We start from the raw sequence: 23,403 nt of genomic DNA, 5'->3' as shown, positions 1-23,403 counted from the left end.
GGGCGTACATGGGCTGGACGGTCCTCTACATCGCGTTCGGCATCGTCGCGCTGTGGCTGCTGGGCGAGGTGCTGCTGCAGTACAAGGCGCGGCTGCGCTGGCGGCTGCTCGCCTTCGCCGGATTCCTCGGCGTCGTGCTCGGCGTGCTGATCCCCTCGGTGATCGTCATCGGCCTGGGCGCCGCGGCGTTCGCGGTCGGCCAGACCTTCGTCACGCTGTCGTTCCGCCGCGGCTTCTCGGCGGGCTGGGCGGTCAAGCGCCCCGAGGGCGACGGCCTCGGCGCCGGCCTCAAGGGCCGTCGCGGCAAGGCGGAGCGCCGCGACCCGACCCTGGAGGTGTCCGAGCCGGAGGCCGACACGGACTACGGCCCGGAGCGCGCCGCCTACACCCAGGACCCCGCCTCCTACGGCGCGGACGACGACTACGACCGCGACGACGTCTTCACTCCCGCCCGCCCCGCGGCCGCCGAGAGCACCGCCGTCTACGAGCCGCAGCCCCTGCCCGACGACACCGGCTCCTACGGCATTTACGGCGACACCTCGTACGCCGCCGCCGACCCGTCGTACGCCAACGCCGGCCAGGCCCAGGACCAGTACGCGACGGCCGCCCAGGGAGCCGACCAGAGCTACGGCTACGACTACTCCGGCTACGGTCAGCAGCAGTACGGCTACGACACCACCGGCCAGCAGCAGTACGCCGCCTACTCCGATCCCTACATCGGCACCCAGACCTACGGCGGCGGGTACGACGCGAGCTACGACCAGTACGGCCAGCAGGGCTACGGCCAGGAGCAGTACGGCACCGGCGGGTACGGCGAGACGCCGTCCGCCGGGGTCTGGGTCCCGCAGCAGCGCACCGACGAGACCTACGGCGGCGAACTCCCGCCGGAGCAGCAGTACCCGTACCAGGGCGACGGCCAGCAGCAGGGCGGCGCCGGGTACGACGAGCAGTACCGCTTCTGAGGACTCCTCAGCGCAGGCCGGTCACTGCGAGCCCCGGAACTCCGGCCCCTCCACGATCAGTCCGGCCACCAGCGCGCCCGACATGCCCGCGTGCGGGAGCCCGCCACCGGGGTGCGACCACCCGCCGACGGTGAACAGGCCGGGAACGGCGGTGGTGTTGGCCGGGTGCAGCAGGCCCCCCTTGCCCGCGGCGAGCGCCGGCGGCGGGACGGCGCCGCCCTCGGCGCCGGTCGCCTCCGCGATGTCGGCCGGGGTGCGCACCTCGTGCCACAGCAGCCGTTCACGCAGATCCGGTACGGCCCGCTCGGCAACCGTGATCAGCTTCTGGGCCAGATCGGTGTGGTCCTCCCGGCTTCCCCCGGGCCCGGCCGGGACCACCGCGGTGAGCGTGATCGCCTCATGGCCGGCATCCGGGACCAGCCGCGGGTCGTCGGGGCGCAGGACGGTGAGCGTGGGGCGGTCCGTCATCGCCGCCGGGGTGCCGAACAGGGCGTCCAACTCGGCGTCCCGGTCGGCCGCGTGCACCACGGTCCGGTGCGCCGTCCCCTCCGGGCGGCCGCCGCGCAGCGCCAGCAGCACCGTGAGACGGCTCGGCAGGCCGCGCCGCGGCAGGACCTCGCCGTCGCCCCGGACGGCCGAACCCCGTACACAACCGCTCAGGGTTCCGGGCGAGACACCGGCGACCACGAAGTCCGCCTCCGCGACCGTCCCGTCCGCGAACTCCACCCCCGTCGCCCGGCCGTCCTTCTCCAGCACCCCCGTCACCTCGGCGCCGAAGCGGAACTCGACCCTGCGCGCCACGCACCGCTCGTGGACGGCGCGCGCCAACTCCCTCATGCCGCCGCGCACATACCAGACGCCGAAGGCGTGCTCCATGTACGGCAGGACGGTCGCGCTCGCCGGGGTGACGCGCGGGTCCAGGCCGTACGCGAGGGCGTGGCTCTCCAACAGCGCCGTGAGCCGGGCGTCCCGCAGCTCGAAGGCGCCGACCTCACCGAGCGTGCTCGCCCGCCGGGTGCGCAGCAGCCGCTTGTGGGCCACCGCCGGATAGGGCTCGCGCTCCGCCAGCACCGACCAGTTGGGCCACAGCGGCTCCTCCAGCAGCGGCCGCCGGGTGCGGTCCCAGGCCTCGCGGGCCCGTACCAGGAAGTCGCCCCAGCGCTCGCCCGCGGGCGCCCCGAGCGCCTCGTCCAGGGCGGCGACGACGCCCGCGCGCGAGGCGTTGGGCAGGCGGACGCGCGTGCCGTCCGCGAAGACGTGCTGCGAGGACGGGTCGACCTGGACCAGCTCGACGCGGTCCTCCAGCGGCTCCTTGCCGGTCTTGACGAACAGATCGCGCCAGACCGCGGGCAGGGTCAGCAACCCGGGACCGGTGTCGAAGCCGAAGCCGTCGCGCTCGAACCGGCGCACCGCGCCGCCGTACGTCTCCGTACGCTCGTACACCGTCACCCGGTGGCCCGCGACGGCCAGCCGGGCGGCGGCCGCCATCGCGCCCAGCCCGGCGCCGATCACCGCAATCCGTCCCATGCCCGCGACCTTATCGACCGCCACCGACGGTCACGGAACGGGAGGTGGTCCCGGCTCGGCGGCGAGCCGCCGTTCCTCCCGCCGCTGGGCCCTGCGCCGCAGGAAACGGCGGATCCGGGAGACCAGGAAGACCAGCACCACCAGACCGGTCAGCAGCAGGGCGCCGGCGAGTGAGGCCGCCGCGACGGGGTGGAACATCGCGAACGTCACGATCCCGCCGACCCCGAGGTCCTCGGCGATGCTGATGACGATGTTGCTGAACGGTTCCGGCGAGGTGTTGACCGCCATCCGCGTTCCGGCCTTGACGGTGTGGCTTGCCAGCGCGGTGGAGCCGCCGATCAGGCCCGCGACCACGTCGTTCAGCGAACCGCTCTGCCCGGCGAGCAGCGCACCGACCCAGGCGCCCGCGACGGGGCGGACCACGGTGTGCACCGAGTCCCACACCGAGTCGACGTACGGGATCTTGTCGGCGACCGCCTCGCACAGGAACAGCACGCCCGCAAGGACGAGGACCTCGGGCCGCTGGAGCGCCTCGGGGACGTCGTCGCTCACCCCGGTGGCACCGAACACGCCGAGCAGCAGCACCACGGCGTAGGCGTTGATGCCGCTGGCCCAGCCGCTGGTGAAGACGAGAGGGAGTACGGACACGGACGCGATCGTAACCAGTGGGCGGCACCGCGTCCTGGGGATGAGCACGCAGAGCTGAGTATCCGTACCTAGTGGGCGAGATGAGTACGCGCGCGGATGGGGGCGGACCTGCGCGAACGAGAAGGTGGAGGCACGGAGAGGGGCGCGGCTGCGGCACCGGCGACACGGGGCGCCGGAACGCAGCGGCCCACGATCCGCTCCTTCCGCCGGCCGAGGTCGGCGGGAGCGAGGCACGGGGGAGCCCGAGGGAACGACCGTAACGAGGGTCCCGACGGGGGGAGCACGGAAAGGCGCCGGTTCGAGGTGGCCCGCGGGGGACGCGGCCACGACGGACCGGCGCTTTCGTCGTGCCTCAGTCCCGGTCGCGGCCGCTGACCCGGCCCTGCAGCAGCCGGGACAGCGCCGCGTGGACGTCGTCCAGGGAGCGCTCCGGCTGGAAGGACTGCCAGTCCAGGGCCGCCACCAGGACCATGCCGACCAGGGCCGACGCGGTCAGCGGCACATCGATCTCTTCGCTGAACTCGCCGGCCGCCACACCGTCCCGGAGCACGTCCTCCACGACGGCCACAGCCTGCTGGCGTACCACCATCAGCGTGGACTGCCAGGCCCGGTTGGTGCGCCACAGCTCGGCGACGTAGAGCTGGGTGAAGGCCGGATAGCGCTCGATGAAGACCAGGCCCGCCCGGACCATCGCGTCCAGGGCGTCGACCTTGCCGCCGCCGTCCCGCGCGGTCTGCTCCGCCGCCTGGCGCAGTGAGGCGGTCAGGAGCTCGACGCCGTGCCGCAGCAGCTCCTCGAAGAGGACGGACTTGCTGGCGAAGTTGTAGTAGACGGTGCCCTTCGCGACCCCGGCCCGCTCCGCGATCTCGTCCACGGTGGTGGCGGAGAACCCCTGCTCGGCGATGAGCGTGACGGCCGCCTCGTAGAGCTTCTGCCGGGTGGCCTCGCGGCGCGTGCTGCCGCCCGTCGTGGGACTGCTGCTTTCCATGGCCCCGATTGTCACAGGTACGCGCGTGTGCAGGGCCTTCTTCGGGATCACAGGGTCAGCTCCGGGTGCAGCCGGTCCAGCGTCCACACCTGCCGGCGGCGCGCCGACAGCGCGGTCAGCGCGAGGGAGCCGGCCGTGAAGGCGAGGAGCACCACGCACGCGTGCCACACGGGCACCAGACCGCCGCCCGTGATGAGCCTGCGCAGGGCCTCCACGATGTAGCTCATCGGCAGGAAGGGATGGATCGCGTTGAAGAACCAGGGGCTGGTCTGCACCGGATAAGTGCCGCCCGCGGACGTCAGCTGCAGCATCAGCAGGGCGAGCACCAGGATCCGGCCCGCCGCCCCGAAGCGCGCGTTCAGCCACTGAACGATCGCCGCGAAGCACGCCGTCACCAGGAACAGGAAGGCCACCGTGCCGGCCGCCCGGGCCATCTCCAGGCCGATCGCCCAGTGCAGGACGGACATCAGGGCCACCGTCTGCAGGACACCGACGGCCACCACCGGCAGCCAGCCGGCCAGCGCTATCCGCCAGGCCGGGGCGCCCGTGCCGAGCGCGCGCCGGTTCATCGGCGCGATCAGCATGTACGCCACCATCGCGCCCACCCACAGCGAGAGCGGGATGAAGTACGGGGCGAACCCGGTGCCGTAGTTGGGCGCCTTGTGCAGGTCCTTGGAGACCAGCCCGACCGGGTCGGCCATCACCCCGGTGCGCTGATCGCGGTCCTTCTTGTCGTAGTCGGGGATTTTGCCCGCACCGTCGTGCAGGCCGCCCGCGAGCTTCCCGGAGCCGTCGGCGAGCTTGTACATGCCGCCGTTGAGGGTCTGCGCGCCGGTCTCGAGCTGTCCGATGCCCTTGTCCAGGGCCGAGGCTCCGGAGGCCGCCGTACCGAGCCCCTGGTTCAGCTTCTTCGCGCCCGCGGCGACCTTCCCGGCGCCCTCGTTCAGCTTGTTGATCTTGGCCACGGCGTCGGTGAGGTCCTCCGACAGGTGCGGCGCGCGGTCGGCGAGCGCCTGAGCCTGCTTCTGGAGGGTGGCGAGGTTGGCGTCGAGCTTTTTCAGGTCGCCGTCCTGGTCGTCGATCAGCGTGTTGAGGTCGTCGGCGATCGTCGCCACGTCGGCGGCGGCGACCTTGGCCTTCTTCAGGTCGGAGCACGCCGGATCGGGCAGCACGGGGTCCTCGCAGCGCGCCCGGTAGACGGCGTCGAGCGCGTCGGAGGCGGTGTGGGCGCCCTTGGCGGCGGCCGGGGCCGTGCGCACCAGGACGTCGAGGTTGTCGCGGATGCCCTGGGCGGAGTGGGCCACCAGGCGGGCGGTGTCCCCGATGGTCTTCTCGTTGCCCTTCAGGAACGGGCCCACCTTCTTGTCGACCGCGTTCACCTTGTCCGCGAGCGTCTGCGTGCCGGCCGCGACCTGCCGCGAGCCGTCCGCCAGGTCACCGGCGCCCTTGTGGAGCTTCGTCAGCCCCTTGACCAGCTTCCCGCTGCCGCCCTCGGCGTCCTTCAGCCCGTCGGCGAGGTCCTTGGAGCCCTTCTTCGCCTTCCCGATGCCCCCGTGGAGCTGGTCGGCGCCCTTCGCGGCCTGCACGGTCTTGCCGTGAATGTCGGAGAAGGAGATGAAGATCCGGTCCAGGAACGAGCGCGAGGCCTTCGTGGACGCGGCCGTGCGGACCTCGTTGAAGACCGTCTTGGAGATCTGCCCGACGATGTAGTTGTTGGCGTCGTTCGTGCGCACCCGGAGCGCGCCCGTCTCGGGGGAGTCGCCCGCGCTGGAGGCGATCCGCCGGCTGAAGTCGGCCGGCATGGTCAGCGACAGGTAGTAGGTGCCGTTCTCCACGCCCGCGCGTGCCTGCGCGTCGCTCACCTCGTGCCAGTCGAAGACCTCGCTGTCGCGCAGCCCCTTCGTCAGATCGTCGCCCGCGGTGATCCGCCTGCCGTCGGCGGTGGCCCCCTTGTCGTCGTTCACGAGCGCCACCGGGATGCGGTCGAGGCGGCCGTAGGGGTCCCAGAACGACCACAGGTACAGGGCGCCGTAGAGCAGCGGCAGCACCAGCAGGGCGACGAGCGCGGCGCGCGGCAGTTTCCCCCTGCCGAAGCGCCGCAGCTCAAGAGCGGCCAGTCTCGGCGAGCGCATCGGCCTTCTCCTTCCCCGACGTGCTCACGGTCACGATGTCCCGCGGGGCCTGGCTGCAGACGGCCAGCACCGTGGTCCCGGCCCGGGCCACGGACCCCAGCAGCGCCCAGACCTCGGCCTGTTCGGCGTCCGAGAGCTTGAGGTCCGTGTCGTCGACCCCCAGCAGCCGCGGGCCGCCGATGAGGGCGAGGGCGACGGACAGGCGCAGCGCCTCGAGCCGCTCCAGGTCGCGTACGGCGGTGCGCGAGCCCTTGGGCAGCGTCTCCGTGTCCAGGCCGGCGGCCGCGAGGGCGGCGTCGATCCGCAGCCGCGCCTCCAGCAGGCGCTCGGCGCGCGGGCGCAGCAGCTCCCGCAGCGAGTCGCCGAACCGGCGCTGCAGCAGGGCCCGTTCGCGCAGGTGCTCGCCGACGGTCAGGGCCGGGTCGAGGTCGGTCACCCCGGCGACGTTGGCCACCGCCGCGACGCGCCGGACGGCCGCCAGGTGCTTGGGCAGTTTGCACTCGCCGACCGTGGCCACTCCTTCGGTGGACCTCATCCGGCCCGTGAGTGCCAGCAGCAGGCAGGTGCGGCCGGACCCGGACGGGCCCTCGATCGCGATCAGCGTGCCGGGCTCCGCGTCGAACGTGATGTCGCGGAAGGCCCAGCCGCGCGGGCCCTTGAGCCCGAGTCCGCGGGCCGTGACACCGATTCCGGGCACGGTTCCCCCCATCCCTCGATGTGTACTGCAATTGAACTGACTGGTCAGTGCAAAAACTACTCCGAACTTTCGATCGAAGCAAAAGCCCAGGTCGGAACGGATTGTCAGTGCCATACCCCACGATGGGCACATACGGCATCCCGTATGTGGGCATGCCGTCACGCAGACGACAGGAGGTTCGTCATGGCCAGTTACCACGCAGCAGCCGCCCGTCGGCGCCGCGCCACCGGCCCTGCCCCCTCACTGACCGGACCGGCCAGCGACGTGCACCCGGTGCTCCGCCGGGCCGCCGCCCCGCCCGCCGCCCTCGACCTGCTCGCCCAGGCCCGCGCCGGACTGGACGAGGCGGCGGTCCTCGAGACGCCCAACGAGCGCTACGCCACGGCCCACCTCGCCGCCCTGCGCACGGCCGCCGCGGTCCTCGCCGCGCGAGGCCGCCCGGAGCTCACCCCGAGGCGCCGGGCCCGCATCCGGAGCGCTTGGGAAGTGCTCCCCGAGATCGCGCCCGAACTCGCCGAGTGGAGCGCGCTGTTCGCCTCCGGGGCCCGGCGCCGCGCCCGGGCCGAGGCCGGCATCCAGGGCGCGGCCACCCGCCGGGACGCCGACGACCTCATACGCGACGTGGCGATGTTCCTGCGCCTCGTCGAGCGGATGCTCGTCCTCCAGCCGGTCCTGCCCCAGCCCCGCCAGGACGCCGACCACCCCGAGGCGGACCCGGACACCGGCCGGGACTTCCCCGACACGGGCTGACCGCCCCGGTGCGACCGACGCGAGATACCGACGCGAAGGGCCCGACGCGAAGGGCCCGATGCGGGGCGATCGAGGGCGCCGTACGAAACGTTCCGCAGGGCACGCCGCACGGTGACCAGGCAGGGCGTCCGAGGCAATAGGGTGGAGAACGCCTGAAGTCTTCCCGCCGCGACCCCCGGGCCGGGAAGGCAGCCCGTTCGCTCCGCCGTGCAACAGGCGGTGCCGCGCCGAGGAGTCAACTGCCGTGTCGGACCCGCTACGACCTCGCGCCTCTCTCCGTACCGCCGTGGTCTGGGAAGTCCTCCAGGACGCCCTCGACCGGCGGATCAAGGCCACGGGCCGCGACGCGCTGGACGTCCTCGACACCGGAGGCGGCAGCGGCAACTTCGCGGTGCCCCTGGCCCGCCTCGGCCACCGCGTCACCGTCGTCGACCCCAGCCCGAACGCGCTGTTCGCGCTGGAGCGCCGCGCCGCCGAGGCCGGCGTCGCCGACCGGGTGCGGGGTGTGCAGGGCGACGCGCACGGCCTCTTCGACGTGGTCGAGCGCGGCAGCCACGACGTGGTGCTGTGCCACGGCGTCCTGGAGTACGTCGACGACCCGGCGGAGGGCCTGCGCAACGCGGTCGCCGCCCTGCGCTCCGAGGGCGTCCTCAGCCTGCTCGCGGCCGGCCTCGGCGGCGCCGTGCTCGCGCGGGCCCTCGCGGGGCACTTCAAGGAGGCCCGGCAGGCGCTCGGCGACCCGAACGGCCGGTGGGGCGAGGGCGACCCCGTGCCGCGCCGGTTCACCGCCGAGCAGCTCACCGCGCTCGTCGAGGGCGCGGGCCTCAGGGTCGGCGCCGTGCACGGCGTGCGGGTCTTCGCCGATCTCGTCCCGGGCGTGCTCGTCGACACCGAGCCCGGTGCCCTGGAGGCGCTGCTGAAGCTGGAGGAGGCGGCGGCCGAACTCCCGGCGTTCCACTCCGTGGCCACCCAGCTTCATGTGTTCGGTGAGACGCGAGGGGCCGACGGGGCCTGAGCCTCCTCCCGGGGCGCGCCGCTGATCAGCGCGTTGGCGGCGCATGGAGTACGCCACAGGCCCCCCGTTCGGGGGCTCGGGGCCGTATGATCGAGGCAGATCACCCGGCATGACGGGTCGGCCGCTGGGGAATGGAAGATTCAACGAGCCGGGACGTCGATGACGGAATCCGGTTGGCCAATTGGCGCAGAGGGGCGGGTTTCACGGGGGCGATTCCCTGCCTATCCTGAAGGGACCCCCGGGTCGCCCCGGCGACTGCACGATGAGGAGGACTCCGTGCCGCTCTCGGAGCACGAGCAGCGCATGCTCGAGCAGATGGAGCGAGCGCTGTACGCCGAAGATCCCAAGTTCGCGTCGGCGCTCGAGGGAAGCGGGCTGCGTACGTACACCCGGCGGCGGGTCTACCAGGCGGTCGCGGGCTTCCTCGTGGGTATCGCGCTCCTCATGGCTGGAATGGTCGCCAAGCAGGTCTGGCTCAGCGTGGTGGGTTTCCTCGTCATGCTGGGCTGTGCGGTTCTGGCCGTGACCGGCTGGCGCAAGGCTCCCAAGCCGGGTGAACAGCCCGCCGCGGGCGCCCCGCACGCGCGTCGCCAGGGACGGCCGAAGCGCTCCATGATGGACCGCATCGAAGAGCGCTGGCAGCGGCGCCGCGACGAGCAGGGCCACTAGCGCTCCCCATAACGATGAAGGGGTGACCACCCACCGGGTGGTCACCCCTTCACGTATGCGCGGCGGCGGCCCCTCACCGCCTGCGCCGCCCGTCAGCCGCTCTGCTGGCCCGACGGGCGGCGGACCAGTGCGGTCAAGCGTTCCGCCGTGCGGCTCTTGAAGGCGTTCCAGCGGTCCGAGGCGTCCCAGAGCGCGCGGACCGCCGACCGCGGCGCCAGCACCGCACGCACCCGGGTCGTCCGGCTCGCCCGTGCCCGCAGCGCCGTCCGCAGCCCGCGGACGTCGTCGGCCAGCCCTGGAGCGGCGTGCGGCCGCGGCGCGAACAGGACCTGCTCCACCGCGCTCGCCACCCGGTGCACCGACTCCGCGGCCGCCGGTTCCAGCTCCCCGAGCCGTACGATCCGCGCCGCCGCCTTCCGCGGCGTCAGGGCGTCGTCCGGCACGATGCCGTAGTCCCAGGCCGTGTCGGTGAGCTCGCGCCAGACGGCCAGCACATGCCCGGCGGCCATCTCGGCGGCGTACCGCGCCTCCGCCTCGACCGTCGTCGAGGCGCCCGTCAGCGTGACCTCACCGGGAGCGAGGCCGTCCGCCGCCCGCTCGTCGCGGCCGCGGGCCGACACCGTGCCGGACGCCGAGTGCTGGGCCGAGGCGAGCCGCACCGTGCGCCGGCGGATGCGCCACAGCATGGGCAGCAGCGGCACGACGAGCGCGAGCAGACCGAGCAGCGTCCACCCAGCGATCTCGTACCAGGCCGGACCGCCGCCACCGGGGATGGCCGTGTCCGCCGGAAGGGCGTTGCCGCATTCCTGGAGCTTCTTCTGCTGCACCCCGCAGCTCGTGGTCGCCGACGGCGCCGCGGACACGGACGCTCCCGCCGACTGCGAGGTCCGCGGCAGATCCGGAAGGCTGCTGCCCGGCGTGTCCGACTGGGTGTAGGAGGGCGTCACACCCCGGTTGGGGGTCGGCTCGAAGCGGGTCCAGCCCACGCCCTCGAAGTACAGCTCGGGCCAGGCGTGGGCGTCCTTCAGGCCCACCGACACCGAACGGTCCGACTGCGGGGTGCCGGGCGCGAAGCCGACCGCGACCCGGGCCGGGATGCCCAGGCTGCGGGCCATCGCCGCCATCGCGAAGGAGAAGTGGACGCAGAAGCCCTCCTTGTCCTTCAGGAACTTCGCTATCGCCTGCGAGCCGGTGCCGACCTGCACCTGGGTGCTGTACTGGAAGCCGCCGTTGACCGCGAACCAGTCCTGGAGCTTGACCGCCTGTTCGTAGTGGCTCGTCGAGCCCTCGGTGACCTTGCGGGCGGTCGTCCGCACCACGTCGGGCAGCGACTTCGGCAGCTGGGTGTACTCGTCCTTCAGCGCCTTGGGCGGCTCCGGCGCGTCGGCCAGCTGCTCCGCCGTCGGCTGCACGTCGAGGCTCTTGACCAGGTACGTCTTGCCCCGGGTGGTCTCGCCGTGGTCGCCGACGAGCGTCATGCCCACCGGTTCGTAGCGCCACTTGCCGCCGACCTGCACACCGCTGGGCGGGTAGGGCATCGGCAGCCAGTCCTGGGCGTACCAGTCGGCCGCCGAGACACGGGTCTCGATCTCCGCGCGCTTGACGTCCGGGCCGAGGCCCGTCGGGGTGGGGAGCTTGTCCGGCACGCCGGTGACGTGCCGCTTGGACGGCTTCCAGGTGCTGCCGTCGAAGTCGTCCAGGGACACGATCCGCAGGTACAGGTCGGCGACGTCGCCGTTGGTCTTCAGGGACAGGACCTGGCGGTCCTCGTCCACGTTCAGGCTGTCGCGCAGCGAGACCAGGGGGTTGACCGCGGAGATCGTGCCCCCGCTGCCGTTGCCGGCGCCCACGCCCGTCCCGGCGCCGTCCAGCAGACCGCCGCTCATCGACGGCAGGACGGCCGGCACCACGAGAGCGAGCCCGAGGGCGAGCACCCCGATGCGCCGCCCGGTACGGACCGGCGCCACCGCGCCCGGTTCCCCGCCCGGGGTGCGCGGCGCCCCGCCGAACACCCGCCCCCACTGCGACAGCCGGTCCCGGCCCTCCGCGAGGAGCAGCATCAGATAGCCGGCCGCCGCCACCAGGAACCACAGCCAGTCGGTGCCGCCGTCGGACAGCCCGGCGGCGACGGAGTACAGCGCGAGCAGCGGCAGCCCGGCGGGGGCCGCGCTGCGGAAGGTCACCGCCAGGGTGTCCACCGCGAGCCCGATGATCATGACACCGCCGAGCAGCATCAGCCGGATGCCGTGCGACTCCAGCGGCGCCGGTATCGCGTACCGCGCGATGTCGTCGCCGCCCTGCTGCAGCAGATCGGCGAAGTGCCGGAAGGCCTCGGGGCCGGGGACGATCCCGAGGAACGCCTGCTGCCGGGAGAAGACGAGGGTGAGCATCAGCAGGGTGACGAGCGCCTGCGCCGCCACCGTCAGCGGCCGCGCCAGCGGCACCCGCCGGGTCGCCGCGCCCACACCGCTCTGCACGCCTAGCATGAGGGCCGCCTGCAGGATCCAGGTGGCGGGCGTCACCAGAGGCAGCAGGGCGCAGGACGCCATCAGCGTGGCCGCCCAGGCGCACAGTGCCAGTCGTGCCCGCCCGCTCATGAGCCCGCCCCCTCAGCATCGGCCGCGTTCGCAGCGGTCGCCGCGTTGGCCGCGGCCACGCCCAGGCCCGCGCGCTCGCGGTCCGCCTGCCGCCACAGCTCGCTCAGCGCGGTGCCGCGCGGCACGCTCAGGGCCGTCCAGCCCGCCTCCCGCAGCATCCGCAGCCGCTCCGCACGCCGGTTCATCGGCCCGGGCACATCGGTGGGTTCCCGCACCCACGTGTCACCGTCCAGCAGGAAGGCCAGCGCACCCCCGCTGCGCTGGCGCATCTTGGCGGCGATCGTGGCCTGTTCCTCGTCGAGGTCGCCGAAGAAGGCCACCAGCAGCCCCTCGTTGCCGCCGCGCAGTACGTCGTACGCCCGGGACAGGCCCGCGCCGTCCGAGTGGTCGACGACCGCGAGGGTGTCCATCATCAGCCCGGCCGCGTCGGCGGTCTCCTGGCTCGCCCCCGCGAACCCGTCGGCGCCCTCGCCGGGCACCGAGTTGCCCGTGTCGGTCAACAGCCGTACCGAGAAGCCCCGTTCCAGCATGTGGACCAGGACGGACGCCGCGCCCGAGACGGCCCACTCGAAGGCCGAGTCGGGGCCCGCGCCCCGGAAGCCGATGCCTCGGGTGTCCAGCAGCACCGTGCACCGGGCGCGCTGCGGCTGCTCCTCCCGGCGCACCATCAGCTCGCCGTAGCGGGCGGTGGAGCGCCAGTGCACCCGGCGCAGATCGTCGCCGTAGCGGTAGCCGCGCGGGATGACGTCGTCCTCGCCTGCCAGTGCGAGCGAGCGCTGCCGCCCGTCGCCGTACCCCTTGGACTCCCCGCTGAGGCGCACCGGAGGCAGCGCCTCCACGCGCGGGATCACCGTCAGGGTGTCGTACGAGGAGAAGGAGCGGGTCAGCTCGCACATGCCGAACGGGTCGGTCAGGCGCAGCTGGAGCGGGCCCAGGGGATAGCGGCCGCGCAGGTCGGAGCGGACGCGGTAAGAGACCTCGCGGCGGCCGCCCGGCTCGACGCGGTCCAGCACGAAGCGCGGGCGCGGGCCGAGGACGTAGGGCACCCGGTCCTGGAGCATCAGCAGGCCCGTGGGCAGCCGGGAGACGTTGTCCATCCGCAGATGGACGCGGGCCTCGCTGCCGGCGGGCACGCGCGCGGGGGAGAGCCGGCGGCTGCCGGCCACCCGGTAGCGCGTGCGGTAGAGGAAGACCGCGCAGACCAGGGGCAGCGCGGCGAGCAGCAGGCCGACCCGCAGCAGGTCGCTCTGGCCGAGCACGTAGGCGCAGATCGCGGCCGCGATGCCGGCCGCCAGGAAGGAGCGTCCGCGGGTGGTCAGACCCGCCAGGGCGGTGCGGATGCCGCCCTTCTCACCGCGGTCGGCGTCCGCGGGCCCGCCCGCCCCGGTGGTCATCACAGCCTCCGCGGCGGCTGCTGGCCGTAGGCCGGCGTGCCGCGCCCGAGGCCGCCGAAGCCGCCCTGCTGCGGCGTCGCGGGCACCGGCGTGCGCTGCAGGATCTCCTGGACGACCTGCTCGGAGGTGCGGCGGTTGAGCTGGGCCTGCGCGGTGGGCAGCAGCCGGTGGGCCAGGACGGCGACGGCGAGCGCCTGGATGTCGTCCGGCAGGGCGTACTCCCGGCCGCTCAGGGCCGCGGAGGCCTTCGCCGCGCGCAGCAGGTGCAGCGTGGCGCGCGGGGAGGCGCCGAGTCTGAGGTCGGGGTGGGTACGGGTGGCCGTGACCAGGTCGACCGCGTAGCGCCGGACCGTTTCGGCGACGTGCACCGAGCGGACCGCCTCGATCAGCTTGACCATGTCGTGCGCGTGCGCGACCGGCTGCAGGTCCTCCAGGGGGGACACGCCGCCGTGCACGTCGAGCATCTGCAGCTCGGCCTCCACGCTCGGGTAGCCGACCGAGACGCGGGCCATGAAACGGTCGCGCTGGGCCTCGGGCAGCGGGTAGGTGCCCTCCATCTCCACCGGGTTCTGCGTGGCCACCACCATGAAGGGGCTCGGCAGCTCGTAGGTCTGCCCGTCGATGGTGACCTGGCGCTCCTCCATGGACTCCAGCAGCGCGGACTGGGTCTTGGGCGAGGCGCGGTTGATCTCGTCGCCGATCACGATCTGCGCGAAGATCGCTCCGGGCTTGAACTCGAAGTCGCGGCGCTGCTGGTCCCAGATCGACACGCCCGTGATGTCCGAGGGCAGCAGGTCCGGGGTGAACTGGATGCGCCGCACGGAACAGTCGATGGACCTCGCCAGTGCCTTGGCGAGCATGGTCTTGCCCACGCCGGGGACGTCCTCGATCAGAAGATGTCCCTCGGCGAGCAGTACGGTCAGCGAAAGCCGTACGACCTCGGGCTTGCCCTCGATCACTCCTTCCACCGAACTGCGGACGCGCTCCACAGTGGCAGTCAGATCACTAAGGCTCGCTCGATCGTCATAGGTCGTCACCCGGCCCTCCTCGGCCCGTTCTTTCATGGGCCGATGCTCAGCTGCTCGCCCCGGCCCACCCCGAATCACGGACACCACGCGGGAAACGTCCCGCGCGGCGCCACACCCCGCATTCTTGCTGCCGTTACCGATTCGTGTCACTCGACTGTGGACAAGTGGCCGCGATATGTCGGGTTTTACGGTGCTTGGGCTCCAGCATGCGCGCGTTGCGCGAGGAACGAGAAGGGCCGGGGACCGATCACGCAGGGTCGATCTCGCGCAGCAGGCCGGTCCTCACGTCGAAGACGAAGCCGCGCACGTCGTCGGTGTGCAGCAGGAACGGCGAGGTGCGCACCCGCTGCATGGACTGGCGGACGTCCTGGTCGACGTCGGCGAAGGCCTCCGCCGCCCAGGCGGGGCGCTGGCCGACCTCCTCCTCCAGCTCGGTGCGGAAGTCCTCGGTGATCGTCTCCATGCCGCAGCCGGTGTGGTGGATGAGGACGATGCTGCGGGTGCCGAGCTTGCGCTGGCTGATGGTGAGGGAGCGGATCACGTCGTCGGTGACCACGCCGCCGGCGTTGCGGATCGTGTGGCAGTCGCCGAGCTGCAGACCCAGCGCCTTGTGCAGGTCGATACGGGCGTCCATGCAGGCCACGACCGCCACGTGCAGCACGGGACGGGCGTCCATCCCGGGGTCGGTGAACGCCTCGGCGTAGTGTTCGTTCGCCTCGACCAGGCGGTCGGTGACCGTGCCGCCTCGTATGGCGCCTTCGGTTTCGGTGGAAACGGATGCGGAAGTCGTCATACTCATGACGTTACTGGTCACCGCCGATCTGGTCTGCGGGTGGGAGAGGGAAAAGAGCGTCATCACGGTCCTCGTGTGAGGTAACCCACACAGGTGGCGGGCGGAAAGCCGTACGGGTGATTTTCCCCGATATGCCGCTTCACATGCACCTCGGGGCGCGACGCGCAGGCCGGTTGATTGACCGCGAGACACCGTGGACTAAAGTGACGCGAAGCGGGAGGCGAGGCTCTCCCTGCTGGACTGACATCCCGGAGACCCGGCGATTTTCCGGGCTCTCCCCACGTGCGCGGCGCGTACGTACGGCTCGGCCTCCTCCCGCTCACGGCCGGCTGACGCTTCCGGCGCCGGCAGGCCTCCCCTTCACGAGCGGGCGGGGACCCGGCGGTGCGTATCGCCCAGCCGGATCTGAGAGGGCCCCTTGAGCGAGAGTCGACACGTCCCGGTGATGCTCCAGCGGTGCCTGGACCTGCTGGCGCCCGCGCTGGAGCGGCCGGGAGCGGTGGTCGTCGACTGCACCCTCGGACTCGGCGGTCACAGCGAGGCTCTTCTGCGGCGCTTCCCGGAGGCCCGGCTCGTCGCCCTCGACCGCGACAAGGAAGCGCTGCGCCTGTCCGGCGAGCGGCTCGCGCCCTTCGGCGAGCGCGCCACCCTGGTGCACGCCGTCTACGACGAACTGCCCGGCGTGCTGGACCGGCTCGGCATCGCGCGCGTGCAGGGCGTGCTGTTCGATCTCGGCGTCTCCTCCATGCAGCTCGACGAGGCCGGCCGCGGCTTCGCCTACGCCCAGGACGCCCCCCTCGACATGCGCATGGACCAGACGACCGGCATCAGCGCCGCCGAGGTCCTCAACACCTACCCGCCCGGCGAACTCGTCCGGATTCTGCGCGCGTACGGCGAGGAGAAGCAGGCCAAGCGGATCGTGTCCGCCATCGTGCGCGAGCGCGAGAAGGAGCCGTTCGACAACAGCGCACGGCTCGTCGAGCTCATCCGGGACGCCCTGCCGCAGGCCGCCAAGCGCACCGGCGGCAACCCGGCCAAGCGGACCTTCCAGGCCCTGCGGATCGAGGTCAACGGTGAGCTGTCCGTGCTGGAACGGGCGATCCCGGCCGCGGTGAAGGCGCTCGCCGTCGGCGGGCGGATCGCCGTGCTGTCGTACCACTCGCTGGAGGACCGGCTGGTCAAGCAGGTCTTCGCGGCCGGTGCGGCCACCACCGCGCCGCCCGGGCTGCCGGTGGTCCCCGAGCGGTACCAGCCCCGGCTCAAGCTGCTCACGCGCGGTGCCGAACTTCCCACCGAGGAAGAGGTCGCCGAGAACCGGCGTGCGGCACCGGCGCGGCTGCGCGGGGCCGAGCGCATCAGGGAGGACGCCGAACAATGAGGGGCGTGAGTGAGTTGGGAAACCGTACTCACTGGAGGCCGAGTGAGTAGGAAACCCGAACTGAGGGGGCGGGCCGCTCGTCTCGCCCGGCTCTTCCCCGGCCCGGGAAGCTCCGGGCAGGCGGCCCGCACGCCCTTCGTGCTCCTCGTCGTGCTTCTCCTCGGCGGCGGTCTGATCGGGCTGCTGGTGCTGAACTCCGCGCTCAGCGAGGGCTCGTTCAAGCAGGACGACCTGCAGAGGGACACCAAGAACCTCACCGACGAGGAACAGGCGCTCCAGCGGGACATCGACGCCTACTCCGCGCCCGACGCCCTCCAGCGCCGCGCCAGGGAGCTCGGCATGGTCCCCGGCGGCGACCCCGCCTTCCTCGGCCCCGACGGCAAGGTCAAGGGCGTCCCCTCGGCCGCCGCCCAGCGGTCCGCCGCCCAGATCCCGCTGGTCCTGCGCCCGCCGGAGGCCGTCGCCCAGTCGCCCGCCGACACCGTCCCGCAGGCCGGCACCCCCACGGCCTCCCTGACCCCCACGACCCCCGGCAGGTGACGGAAGTGTCCGACAGGGAACCGCCGCGCCGCCGCGTGCCCGGCCCCGCGCGTCCCGTCCGCCCCGCCGCCGGCCGGCAGCGCCCGGGCCCCGGCGCCCGCCCGGCGGCCCGCCGCCCCGCACCGGCCCGCCCGGCCGCCCCCAAGCCGCTGCGCCTGGGCAGCCCCCGTCCCCGGCTGCGCTTGGTCGGCCTGGCCCTCGCCCTCGTCCTGATCGCCTTCGTCGTACGGCTGTTGCAGGTCCAGGCCGTGGACGCGAGCACCTACGCCGCCCAGGCCGACCAGAACCGCTACGTCGGCCAGGTCCTGCCCGCCGAGCGCGGCGGCATCACCGACCGTGCCGGCGTGGCGCTCGCGACCAGCGTGGACGCCTACGACATCACCGCCGACCCCACGATGTTCACCCGCGAGCAGCTGAAGATCGACGACGGTCCCGAGCAGGCGGCCGCGCTGCTCGCGCCCATCCTCGGCGTGGACCAGGACACCCTGGTCAACAAGCTCCGGCCGAAGAACAAGGCGCTGCGCTACACCCTGCTCGCCCAGCGGCAGACGCCGCAGGTGTGGACGCAGATCAAGGACCTGAAGGCCGCGCTGGCGAAGAAGTCGGACACCGCCGACGTGCTGGCCGGCGTCCTCTCCACCCCCAGCAGCAAGCGGGTCTACCCCAACGGCGCCCTCGCCGCCGGGATACTGGGCTGGGTCAACGCCGACGGCAAGGGCGGCGGCGGCATCGAGCAGGAGCTCAACAAGGAAATGTCCGGCAAGGACGGCAAGATCCGCTACGCCCAGTCCGGCGGACGGCTGGTCCCCACCGCGGGCTCCACGGAGACCCCCGCCGTGCCCGGCAGCGACGTCGAGCTCACCATCGACCGCGACATCCAGTGGGCGGCCCAGAGCGCCATCAGCGAGCAGGTGAAGAAGTCCGGGGCGGACCGCGGTTACGTGATAGTGCAGGACACCCGCACCGGCGAGATCCTCGCGATGGCCAACTCGCCCGGCTTCGACCCCAACGACCTGTCCAAGGCGAACCCGAACGCCCTGCACAACTGGGCCGTCGAGGACGCCTACGAGCCCGGCTCCACCGCCAAGATCATGTCGATGGCCGCCGTGCTGCAGGAGAACGTGGCCACGCCGCTGACGCACGTCGTCGTGCCCAACCGGCTGCACCGCGGCGACCGCCTCTTCAAGGACGACATCGACCACAAGACCTGGGACCTCACGCTCAACGGCGTCCTCGCCAAGTCCAGCAACATCGGCACCATCCTGGCCACCGGCCAGCTCGGCAAGACGCAGGCCGAGGCCAACAGGGTCCTCTACAAGTACCTGCGCGGCTTCGGCCTCGGCAACTACAGCGGACTGGACTTCCCCGGCGAGACCAAGGGCATCCTCGCCCCGCCCGACAAGTGGTCGACCTCGCAGCAGTACACGATTCCTTTCGGCCAGGGCATGTCGCTCAACGCGCTTCAGGCGGCGTCGGTCTACTCGACGATCGCCAACGGCGGCGTCCGCGTCGCCCCCACCCTCGTACGCGGCACCAAGGGACCCGACGGACGGTTCGTACCGGCCGCGAAGCCCCGGAAGACAAGGGTCGTGAGCGCGAAGACGGCGAAGACGCTCGCCCAGATGCTGGAGTCGGTCGTGGACGACCAGGAGGGAACGGGCGCCAAGGCGCGCATCCCCGGCTACCGGGTGGCGGGCAAGACGGGTACGGCCAACCGCGTGGATCCGGCCACCGGCAAGTACCGCGGATACACGTCCTCGTTCGCCGGCTTCGCCCCTGCGGACAACCCGCGCGTGACCGTCTACTGCGCCATCCAGAACGCCACCAAGGGCAACTACTTCGGCGGCCAGATCTGCGGCCCCATCTTCAAGGAGGTGATGGAGTTCGCACTGAAGACCCTCCAGGTCCCGCCCACGGGCGCCCAGCCCGCGCGCCTGCCCGTCACCTTCACTCCCTGATCAGCGCAACCAGTCAGGAACGCTCCGTGACCATGATCACTCCCGACTCCGGCAAGCCGGACACCCCCCGCCCCTCGCTTCGCCCGCAGGCGGGTACGCCCGGTACGCTCACCGCCGTGCCACACGCTGATCAGTCCCAAACCACCCAGAAGGGCGTTTCCGTGACATACCCGGGGCCGCCACGACCGGTTCAGGTCTCCGCCACACCACTGACGGAACTCGCCGATCAGCTGGGTGCCGCCGCGCCGCAGAGCACCGCCGAGGTCACGGGCATCACCCATGACTCGCGTGCCGTCCGCCCCGGCGACCTGTACGCCGCCCTGCCGGGCGCCCGCCTGCACGGCGCCGACTTCGTGACCCAGGCCGCGGGCCTCGGCGCGGTCGCGGTGCTCACGGACCCGACCGGAGCCGAGCGCGCCGCCGCCACGGGCCTGCCGGTCCTGACCGTCGACGACCCGCGGGCCCTGATGGGCGAGCTGGCGGCGACGATCTACGGCCACCCGGGCCGGGACCTGCTCCAGATCGGCATCACCGGCACCTCCGGCAAGACCACCACCGCCTACCTCGTCGAGGGTGGTCTGAAGACCAAGAACAACACCGGCCTGATCGGCACGGTGGAGACGCGCATCGGCGACGAGCGCATCAAGTCCGAGCGCACCACCCCCGAAGCCACCGACCTGCAGGCCCTGTTCGCCGTGATGCGCGAGCGCGGGGTCGAGGCGGTCGCCATGGAGGTCTCCAGCCACGCGCTGGTCCTCGGCCGGGTCGACGGCTGCGTCTTCGACATCGGCGTGTTCACCAACCTCAGCCCGGAACACATGGAGTTCCACTCCGACATGGAGGACTACTTCCGGGCCAAGGCGCAGCTGTTCACGCCCCGCCGCAGCAGGCTCGGCGTGGTCAACGTCGACGACGAGTACGGCCGCCGGCTGACCAGGGAGGCCACCGTCCCGGTCGTCACCTACTCCGCCGAGGGCCACCCGGACGCCGACTGGCGGGCCGAGGACGTCCGGATCGGCCCGATGGACTCGACGTTCACCGTCGTCGGCCCCGCGGGCGAGCGGATCGAGGCCACCTCGCCCCTGCCGGGCGGGTTCAACGTGGCCAACACCCTCGCCGCGATCGCCGCCCTCGCCGCGGCCGGCCTCGACCCGCAGGCCGCCGCCGACGGCATCGCCGCCGTGCCGGGCGTGCCGGGCCGGCTGGAGCGCGTGGACGCCGGACAGCCGTATCTCGCGGTCGTCGACTACGCCCACAAGACGGACGCCGTCGAATCGGTCCTGCGCGCCCTGCGCAAGGTCACCGAGGGCAGGCTGCACGTCGTGCTCGGCTGCGGCGGCGACCGCGACAAGACCAAGCGGGCGCCGATGGGCGCCGCCGCGGCCCGCCTCGCCGACACCGCCGTACTGACCTCCGACAACCCCCGCTCCGAGGACCCCCTCGCCATCCTTGCAACCATGCTCGAGGGCGCCGCGTCCGTACCAGCACACGAACGCGGTGAGGTGCAGGTCTTCGAGGACCGGGCCGCCGCGATCGCCGCAGCCGTCGCCCGCGCGCAGCCCGGTGACACCGTGCTCGTCGCGGGCAAGGGCCACGAGCAGGGCCAGGACATCGCCGGTGTGGTCCGTCCCTTCGACGACCGCCAGGTGCTTCGAGAAGCCATCCAGCAGACCCAGGGATGAACTTGTGATCGCCCTCTCTCTCGCCGAGATCGCAGAAGTCGTCGGCGGGCAGACGCACGACATACCGGATCCGGCCGTCCAGGTCACCGCTCCGGTCGTCCGGGACTCCCGCCAGGTGGAGCCCGGCAGCCTGTTCGTCGCCTTCGTCGGCGAACGCGTCGACGGCCACGACTACGCCCGGCAGGTCGTGGAGGCGGGCGCGGTCGCCGTCCTCGCGTCCCGGCCCGTCGGCGTCCCCGCGATCGTCGTCGACGACGTCCAGAGCGCCCTCGGCGCCCTCGCGCGGCATGTCGTACGACGGCTCGGCGCGACCCTCGTGGCCCTCACCGGCTCGGCGGGCAAGACCAGCACCAAGGACCTGATCGCCCAGGTCCTCCAGCGCAAGGCGCCGACGGTGTTCACGCCCGGCTCGCTCAACAACGAGATCGGCCTGCCGCTCACCGCCCTGTCCGCCACCGAGGAGACGAAGTTCCTCGTGCTGGAGATGGGCGCCCGCGGCATCGGCCACATCCGCTACCTCACCGAGCTGACCCCGCCGCGGATCGGCCTCGTGCTCAACGTCGGCAGCGCCCACATCGGGGAGTTCGGCGGACGCGAGCAGATCGCGCAGGCCAAGGGCGAACTCGTGGAGGCCCTGCCGGAGGACGGCGCCGCGATCCTCAACGCGGACGACCCCTTCGTACGGGCCATGGCGTCCCGCACGAAGGCCAGGGTGGTCTTCTTCGGTGAGAGCGACGAAGCGGACGTACGCGCCGAGAACGTGCGACTCACGGACACGGGACAGCCCGCGTTCAGGCTCCACACACCCTCCGGTGCAAGCGACGTGACCATGCGCCTGTACGGTGAGCACCACGTGTCGAACGCGCTCGCCGCGGCCGCCGTCGCCCATGAGCTGGGCATGTCCGCGGAAGAGATCGCCACCGCGCTCTCCGAGGCGGACTCCCTCTCCCGCTGGCGTATGGAGGTCACCGAGCGACCGGACGGCGTGACCATCGTCAACGACGCCTACAACGCGAACCCCGAGTCCATGCGAGCCGCCCTGCGCGCGCTCGCGGCCATGGGCAAAGGACGCCGGACCTGGGCGGTGCTCGGCAAGATGGCCGAGCTCGGGGACGAGGCGCTCGCCGAGCACGACGCGGTCGGACGGCTCGCCGTCCGGCTCAATGTCGGCAAGCTCGTCGCGGTCGGGGGCAGGGAAGCGTCCTGGCTGCAACTGGGCGCATATAACGAGGGTTCGTGGGGTGAGGAGTCGGTGCACGTGTCCGACGCACAGGCGGCGATCGACCTGTTGCGCAGCGAGTTGCGCCCGGGGGACGTCGTGCTCGTGAAGGCGTCCCGGTCGGTGGGGCTCGAGAGCGTGGCGCAGGCGCTGCTCGAGACCGGTGCCGCGGGTGGGGCTGATGCCCGATGATGAAGCAGATCCTGTTCTCGGGCGTCATCGGTCTCTTTCTGACGCTGGTCGGCACCCCGCTGCTGATCAAGCTGCTGGCGCGCAAGGGCTACGGCCAGTACATCCGTGACGACGGCCCGCGCGAGCACGCCAGCAAGCGCGGTACGCCGACGATGGGCGGTATCGCCTTCATCCTGGCCACCGTCGCCGCCTACTTCCTGTCCAAGGTGATCACCGGTCAGCCGCCCACCTACTCGGGCTGTTGGTGCTCGGCCTGATGTGCGGCATGGGTCTGGTCGGCTTCCTGGACGACTACATCAAGATCGTCAAGCGGCGTTTCGCTGGGCCTGCGGGCCAAGGCGAAGATGGCCGGCCAGCTCATCGTCGGCATCAGCTTCGCGGTGCTCGCGCTGCAGTTCTCCGACGCCCGCGGCAACACCCCGGCGTCCACCAAGCTGTCGTTCATCACGGACTTCGGCTGGACCATCGGCCGGTGCTGTTCGTGGTCTGGGCGCTGTTCATGATCCTCGCGATGTCGAACGGCGTGAACCTGACGGACGGTCTGGACGGCCTGGCCACCGGCGCCTCCGTGCTCGTCTTCGGTGCCTACACCTTCATCGGCGTCTGGCAGTTCCAGGAGTCCTGCGCCAACGCGCAGACCCTCACCAACCCGGGCGCCTGCTACGAGGTGCGCGACCCGCTGGACCTCGCGGTCATCGCCTCCGCGCTGATGGGCGCCCTGTCTCGGCTTCCTGTGGTGGAACACCTCGCCGGCCAAGATCTTCATAGGCGAACCGGTTCGCATCGCCCTCGGCGGTTGGTCCTGACCGGTCCTGGCCATCTGATCCCGCACGGAGCTGCTGGTTGCATCCAATGGGCGGTCTGTTCGTCCTCATCACATGAGTCGGTCGTCATCCAGTCGGCTCCTTCGGCCTCACCGCAAGCGCGTCATTCCGGATGGCGCCCCTGCCGCACCACTTCGAAACTCAAGGGCTGGTCGAGGTCCCTGGTCGTGGTCCGCTTCTGGATCATCCAGGGCAATTGCGTCATCGTCCGGACTGGGCCTCTTCTCGCGGGGAATGGGCAAGCGAAAGTGACTCCTCGGTGGCCTGAAGGATCCTCGGAGTTCCAGGGCAAGCACGTCACCCGTCGCCGGGCTCGGCGTCTCCGGCATACCCGGCGGCCACGGTGCTGCACGCGCGCGGCGCGATCGTGCACGGTCGTCAACAGACGGCGGACGACGCACGCGCTTCGG

Annotated in this window: 20 protein-coding genes; 11 read left to right on the top strand and 9 right to left on the bottom strand. The window is 72.1% G+C overall.

Features of this window, described 5'->3' with window-relative positions; genetic code table 11:
* The first annotated feature begins 8 nt into the window (after positions 1-8).
* Positions 9-962 (top strand): SCO2102 family sporulation regulator, encoded by a 954-nt coding sequence (locus tag LN251_RS04900; protein ID WP_458243276.1) that lies wholly within the window; start codon positions 9-11, stop codon positions 960-962.
* A 21-nt stretch (positions 963-983) separates the two neighbouring features.
* On the opposite strand, the gene LN251_RS04895 is transcribed toward LN251_RS04900, so the two are convergent.
* The 5 genes from LN251_RS04895 to LN251_RS04875 form a co-directional block, all read right to left on the bottom strand.
* Positions 984-2,489, bottom strand: coding sequence for a phytoene desaturase family protein (locus tag LN251_RS04895; RefSeq protein WP_458243275.1), 1,506 nt, complete (start codon positions 2,487-2,489; stop codon positions 984-986).
* A gap of 30 nt (positions 2,490-2,519) precedes the next feature.
* Positions 2,520-3,137 carry a DUF4126 domain-containing protein gene (locus LN251_RS04890; RefSeq protein ID WP_458243274.1) on the bottom strand — a complete coding sequence of 206 codons (618 nt, stop codon included), beginning with the start codon at positions 3,135-3,137 and terminating at the stop codon, positions 2,520-2,522.
* Positions 3,138-3,489: 352 nt separating this feature from the next.
* Positions 3,490-4,125: a TetR/AcrR family transcriptional regulator gene (locus tag LN251_RS04885; RefSeq protein ID WP_458243273.1), complete on the bottom strand. Its 636-nt coding sequence runs from the start codon at positions 4,123-4,125 to the stop codon at positions 3,490-3,492.
* Between the two features lie 47 nt (positions 4,126-4,172).
* A complete protein-coding gene (locus tag LN251_RS04880; RefSeq protein ID WP_458243272.1) occupies positions 4,173-6,257 on the bottom strand; it encodes a YhgE/Pip family protein in 2,085 nt (694 codons plus the stop codon).
* Positions 6,229-6,966 (bottom strand): ATP-binding cassette domain-containing protein, encoded by a 738-nt coding sequence (locus tag LN251_RS04875; protein WP_458243271.1) that lies wholly within the window; start codon positions 6,964-6,966, stop codon positions 6,229-6,231. The genes LN251_RS04880 and LN251_RS04875 overlap by 29 nt, the downstream gene beginning before the upstream one ends.
* 171 nt (positions 6,967-7,137) lie before the next feature.
* On the opposite strand from LN251_RS04875, the gene LN251_RS04870 reads away from it, so the two are divergent.
* From LN251_RS04870 to LN251_RS04860, 3 genes are all read left to right on the top strand, one after another.
* The gene (locus LN251_RS04870; RefSeq protein ID WP_458243270.1) at positions 7,138-7,704 is read left to right on the top strand and encodes an SAV_6107 family HEPN domain-containing protein; all 567 of its coding nucleotides are present in this window, start codon (positions 7,138-7,140) and stop codon (positions 7,702-7,704) included.
* Between the two features lie 244 nt (positions 7,705-7,948).
* Positions 7,949-8,719, top strand: coding sequence for a methyltransferase (locus LN251_RS04865; protein ID WP_458243269.1), 771 nt, complete (start codon positions 7,949-7,951; stop codon positions 8,717-8,719).
* Positions 8,720-8,995: 276 nt separating this feature from the next.
* Positions 8,996-9,388, top strand: coding sequence for a DUF3040 domain-containing protein (locus LN251_RS04860; protein WP_058925830.1), 393 nt, complete (start codon positions 8,996-8,998; stop codon positions 9,386-9,388).
* Between the two features lie 92 nt (positions 9,389-9,480).
* On the opposite strand, the gene LN251_RS04855 is transcribed toward LN251_RS04860, so the two are convergent.
* The 4 genes from LN251_RS04855 to LN251_RS04840 all read right to left on the bottom strand — a co-directional run bounded on the left by LN251_RS04855 (position 9,481) and on the right by LN251_RS04840 (position 15,263).
* Positions 9,481-11,985 (bottom strand): transglutaminase TgpA family protein, encoded by a 2,505-nt coding sequence (locus LN251_RS04855; protein WP_458243268.1) that lies wholly within the window; start codon positions 11,983-11,985, stop codon positions 9,481-9,483.
* Positions 11,982-13,379 carry a DUF58 domain-containing protein gene (locus LN251_RS04850; RefSeq protein ID WP_458243228.1) on the bottom strand — a complete coding sequence of 466 codons (1,398 nt, stop codon included), beginning with the start codon at positions 13,377-13,379 and terminating at the stop codon, positions 11,982-11,984. Before LN251_RS04850 ends, LN251_RS04855 begins: the two co-directional genes overlap by 4 nt.
* On the bottom strand, positions 13,379-14,416 hold the full coding sequence (locus tag LN251_RS04845; RefSeq protein ID WP_383679254.1) for an AAA family ATPase: 1,038 nt from the start codon (positions 14,414-14,416) through the stop codon (positions 13,379-13,381). The genes LN251_RS04850 and LN251_RS04845 overlap by 1 nt, the downstream gene beginning before the upstream one ends.
* A gap of 238 nt (positions 14,417-14,654) precedes the next feature.
* Complete coding sequence (locus tag LN251_RS04840; protein WP_458243227.1) at positions 14,655-15,263, bottom strand: beta-class carbonic anhydrase; 609 nt, start codon at positions 15,261-15,263, stop codon at positions 14,655-14,657.
* Between the two features lie 355 nt (positions 15,264-15,618).
* Between LN251_RS04840 and rsmH the strand changes: the two genes are divergently transcribed.
* The 7 genes from rsmH to LN251_RS04805 form a co-directional block, all read left to right on the top strand.
* Entirely contained in the window at positions 15,619-16,578 is a 960-nt protein-coding gene (rsmH, locus tag LN251_RS04835; protein WP_383679248.1) for a 16S rRNA (cytosine(1402)-N(4))-methyltransferase RsmH, read from the top strand.
* A 42-nt stretch (positions 16,579-16,620) separates the two neighbouring features.
* The gene (locus tag LN251_RS04830) at positions 16,621-17,118 is read left to right on the top strand and encodes a hypothetical protein (protein ID WP_458243226.1); all 498 of its coding nucleotides are present in this window, start codon (positions 16,621-16,623) and stop codon (positions 17,116-17,118) included.
* 5 nt (positions 17,119-17,123) lie between these two features.
* Positions 17,124-19,076: a peptidoglycan D,D-transpeptidase FtsI family protein gene (locus LN251_RS04825; protein ID WP_458243225.1), complete on the top strand. Its 1,953-nt coding sequence runs from the start codon at positions 17,124-17,126 to the stop codon at positions 19,074-19,076.
* A 26-nt stretch (positions 19,077-19,102) separates the two neighbouring features.
* Positions 19,103-20,758: a UDP-N-acetylmuramoyl-L-alanyl-D-glutamate--2,6-diaminopimelate ligase gene (locus LN251_RS04820; protein WP_458243224.1), complete on the top strand. Its 1,656-nt coding sequence runs from the start codon at positions 19,103-19,105 to the stop codon at positions 20,756-20,758.
* Between the two features lie 4 nt (positions 20,759-20,762).
* A complete protein-coding gene (locus tag LN251_RS04815; protein WP_458243223.1) occupies positions 20,763-22,169 on the top strand; it encodes a UDP-N-acetylmuramoyl-tripeptide--D-alanyl-D-alanine ligase in 1,407 nt (468 codons plus the stop codon).
* The gene (locus LN251_RS04810; RefSeq protein WP_458243267.1) at positions 22,166-22,426 is read left to right on the top strand and encodes a hypothetical protein; all 261 of its coding nucleotides are present in this window, start codon (positions 22,166-22,168) and stop codon (positions 22,424-22,426) included. The genes LN251_RS04815 and LN251_RS04810 overlap by 4 nt, the downstream gene beginning before the upstream one ends.
* Positions 22,426-23,403, top strand: a 978-nt coding sequence (locus tag LN251_RS04805) for a hypothetical protein (protein ID WP_458244127.1), incomplete at its 3' end; no start/stop codon positions are given. The genes LN251_RS04810 and LN251_RS04805, both read left to right, overlap by 1 nt.

The sequence above is a fragment of the Streptomyces sp. MAI_2237 genome, from assembly GCF_054189285.1.
Note: the sequence above shows the minus strand (reverse complement) of the source record. Positions and strands in the feature narration are given on the sequence as shown.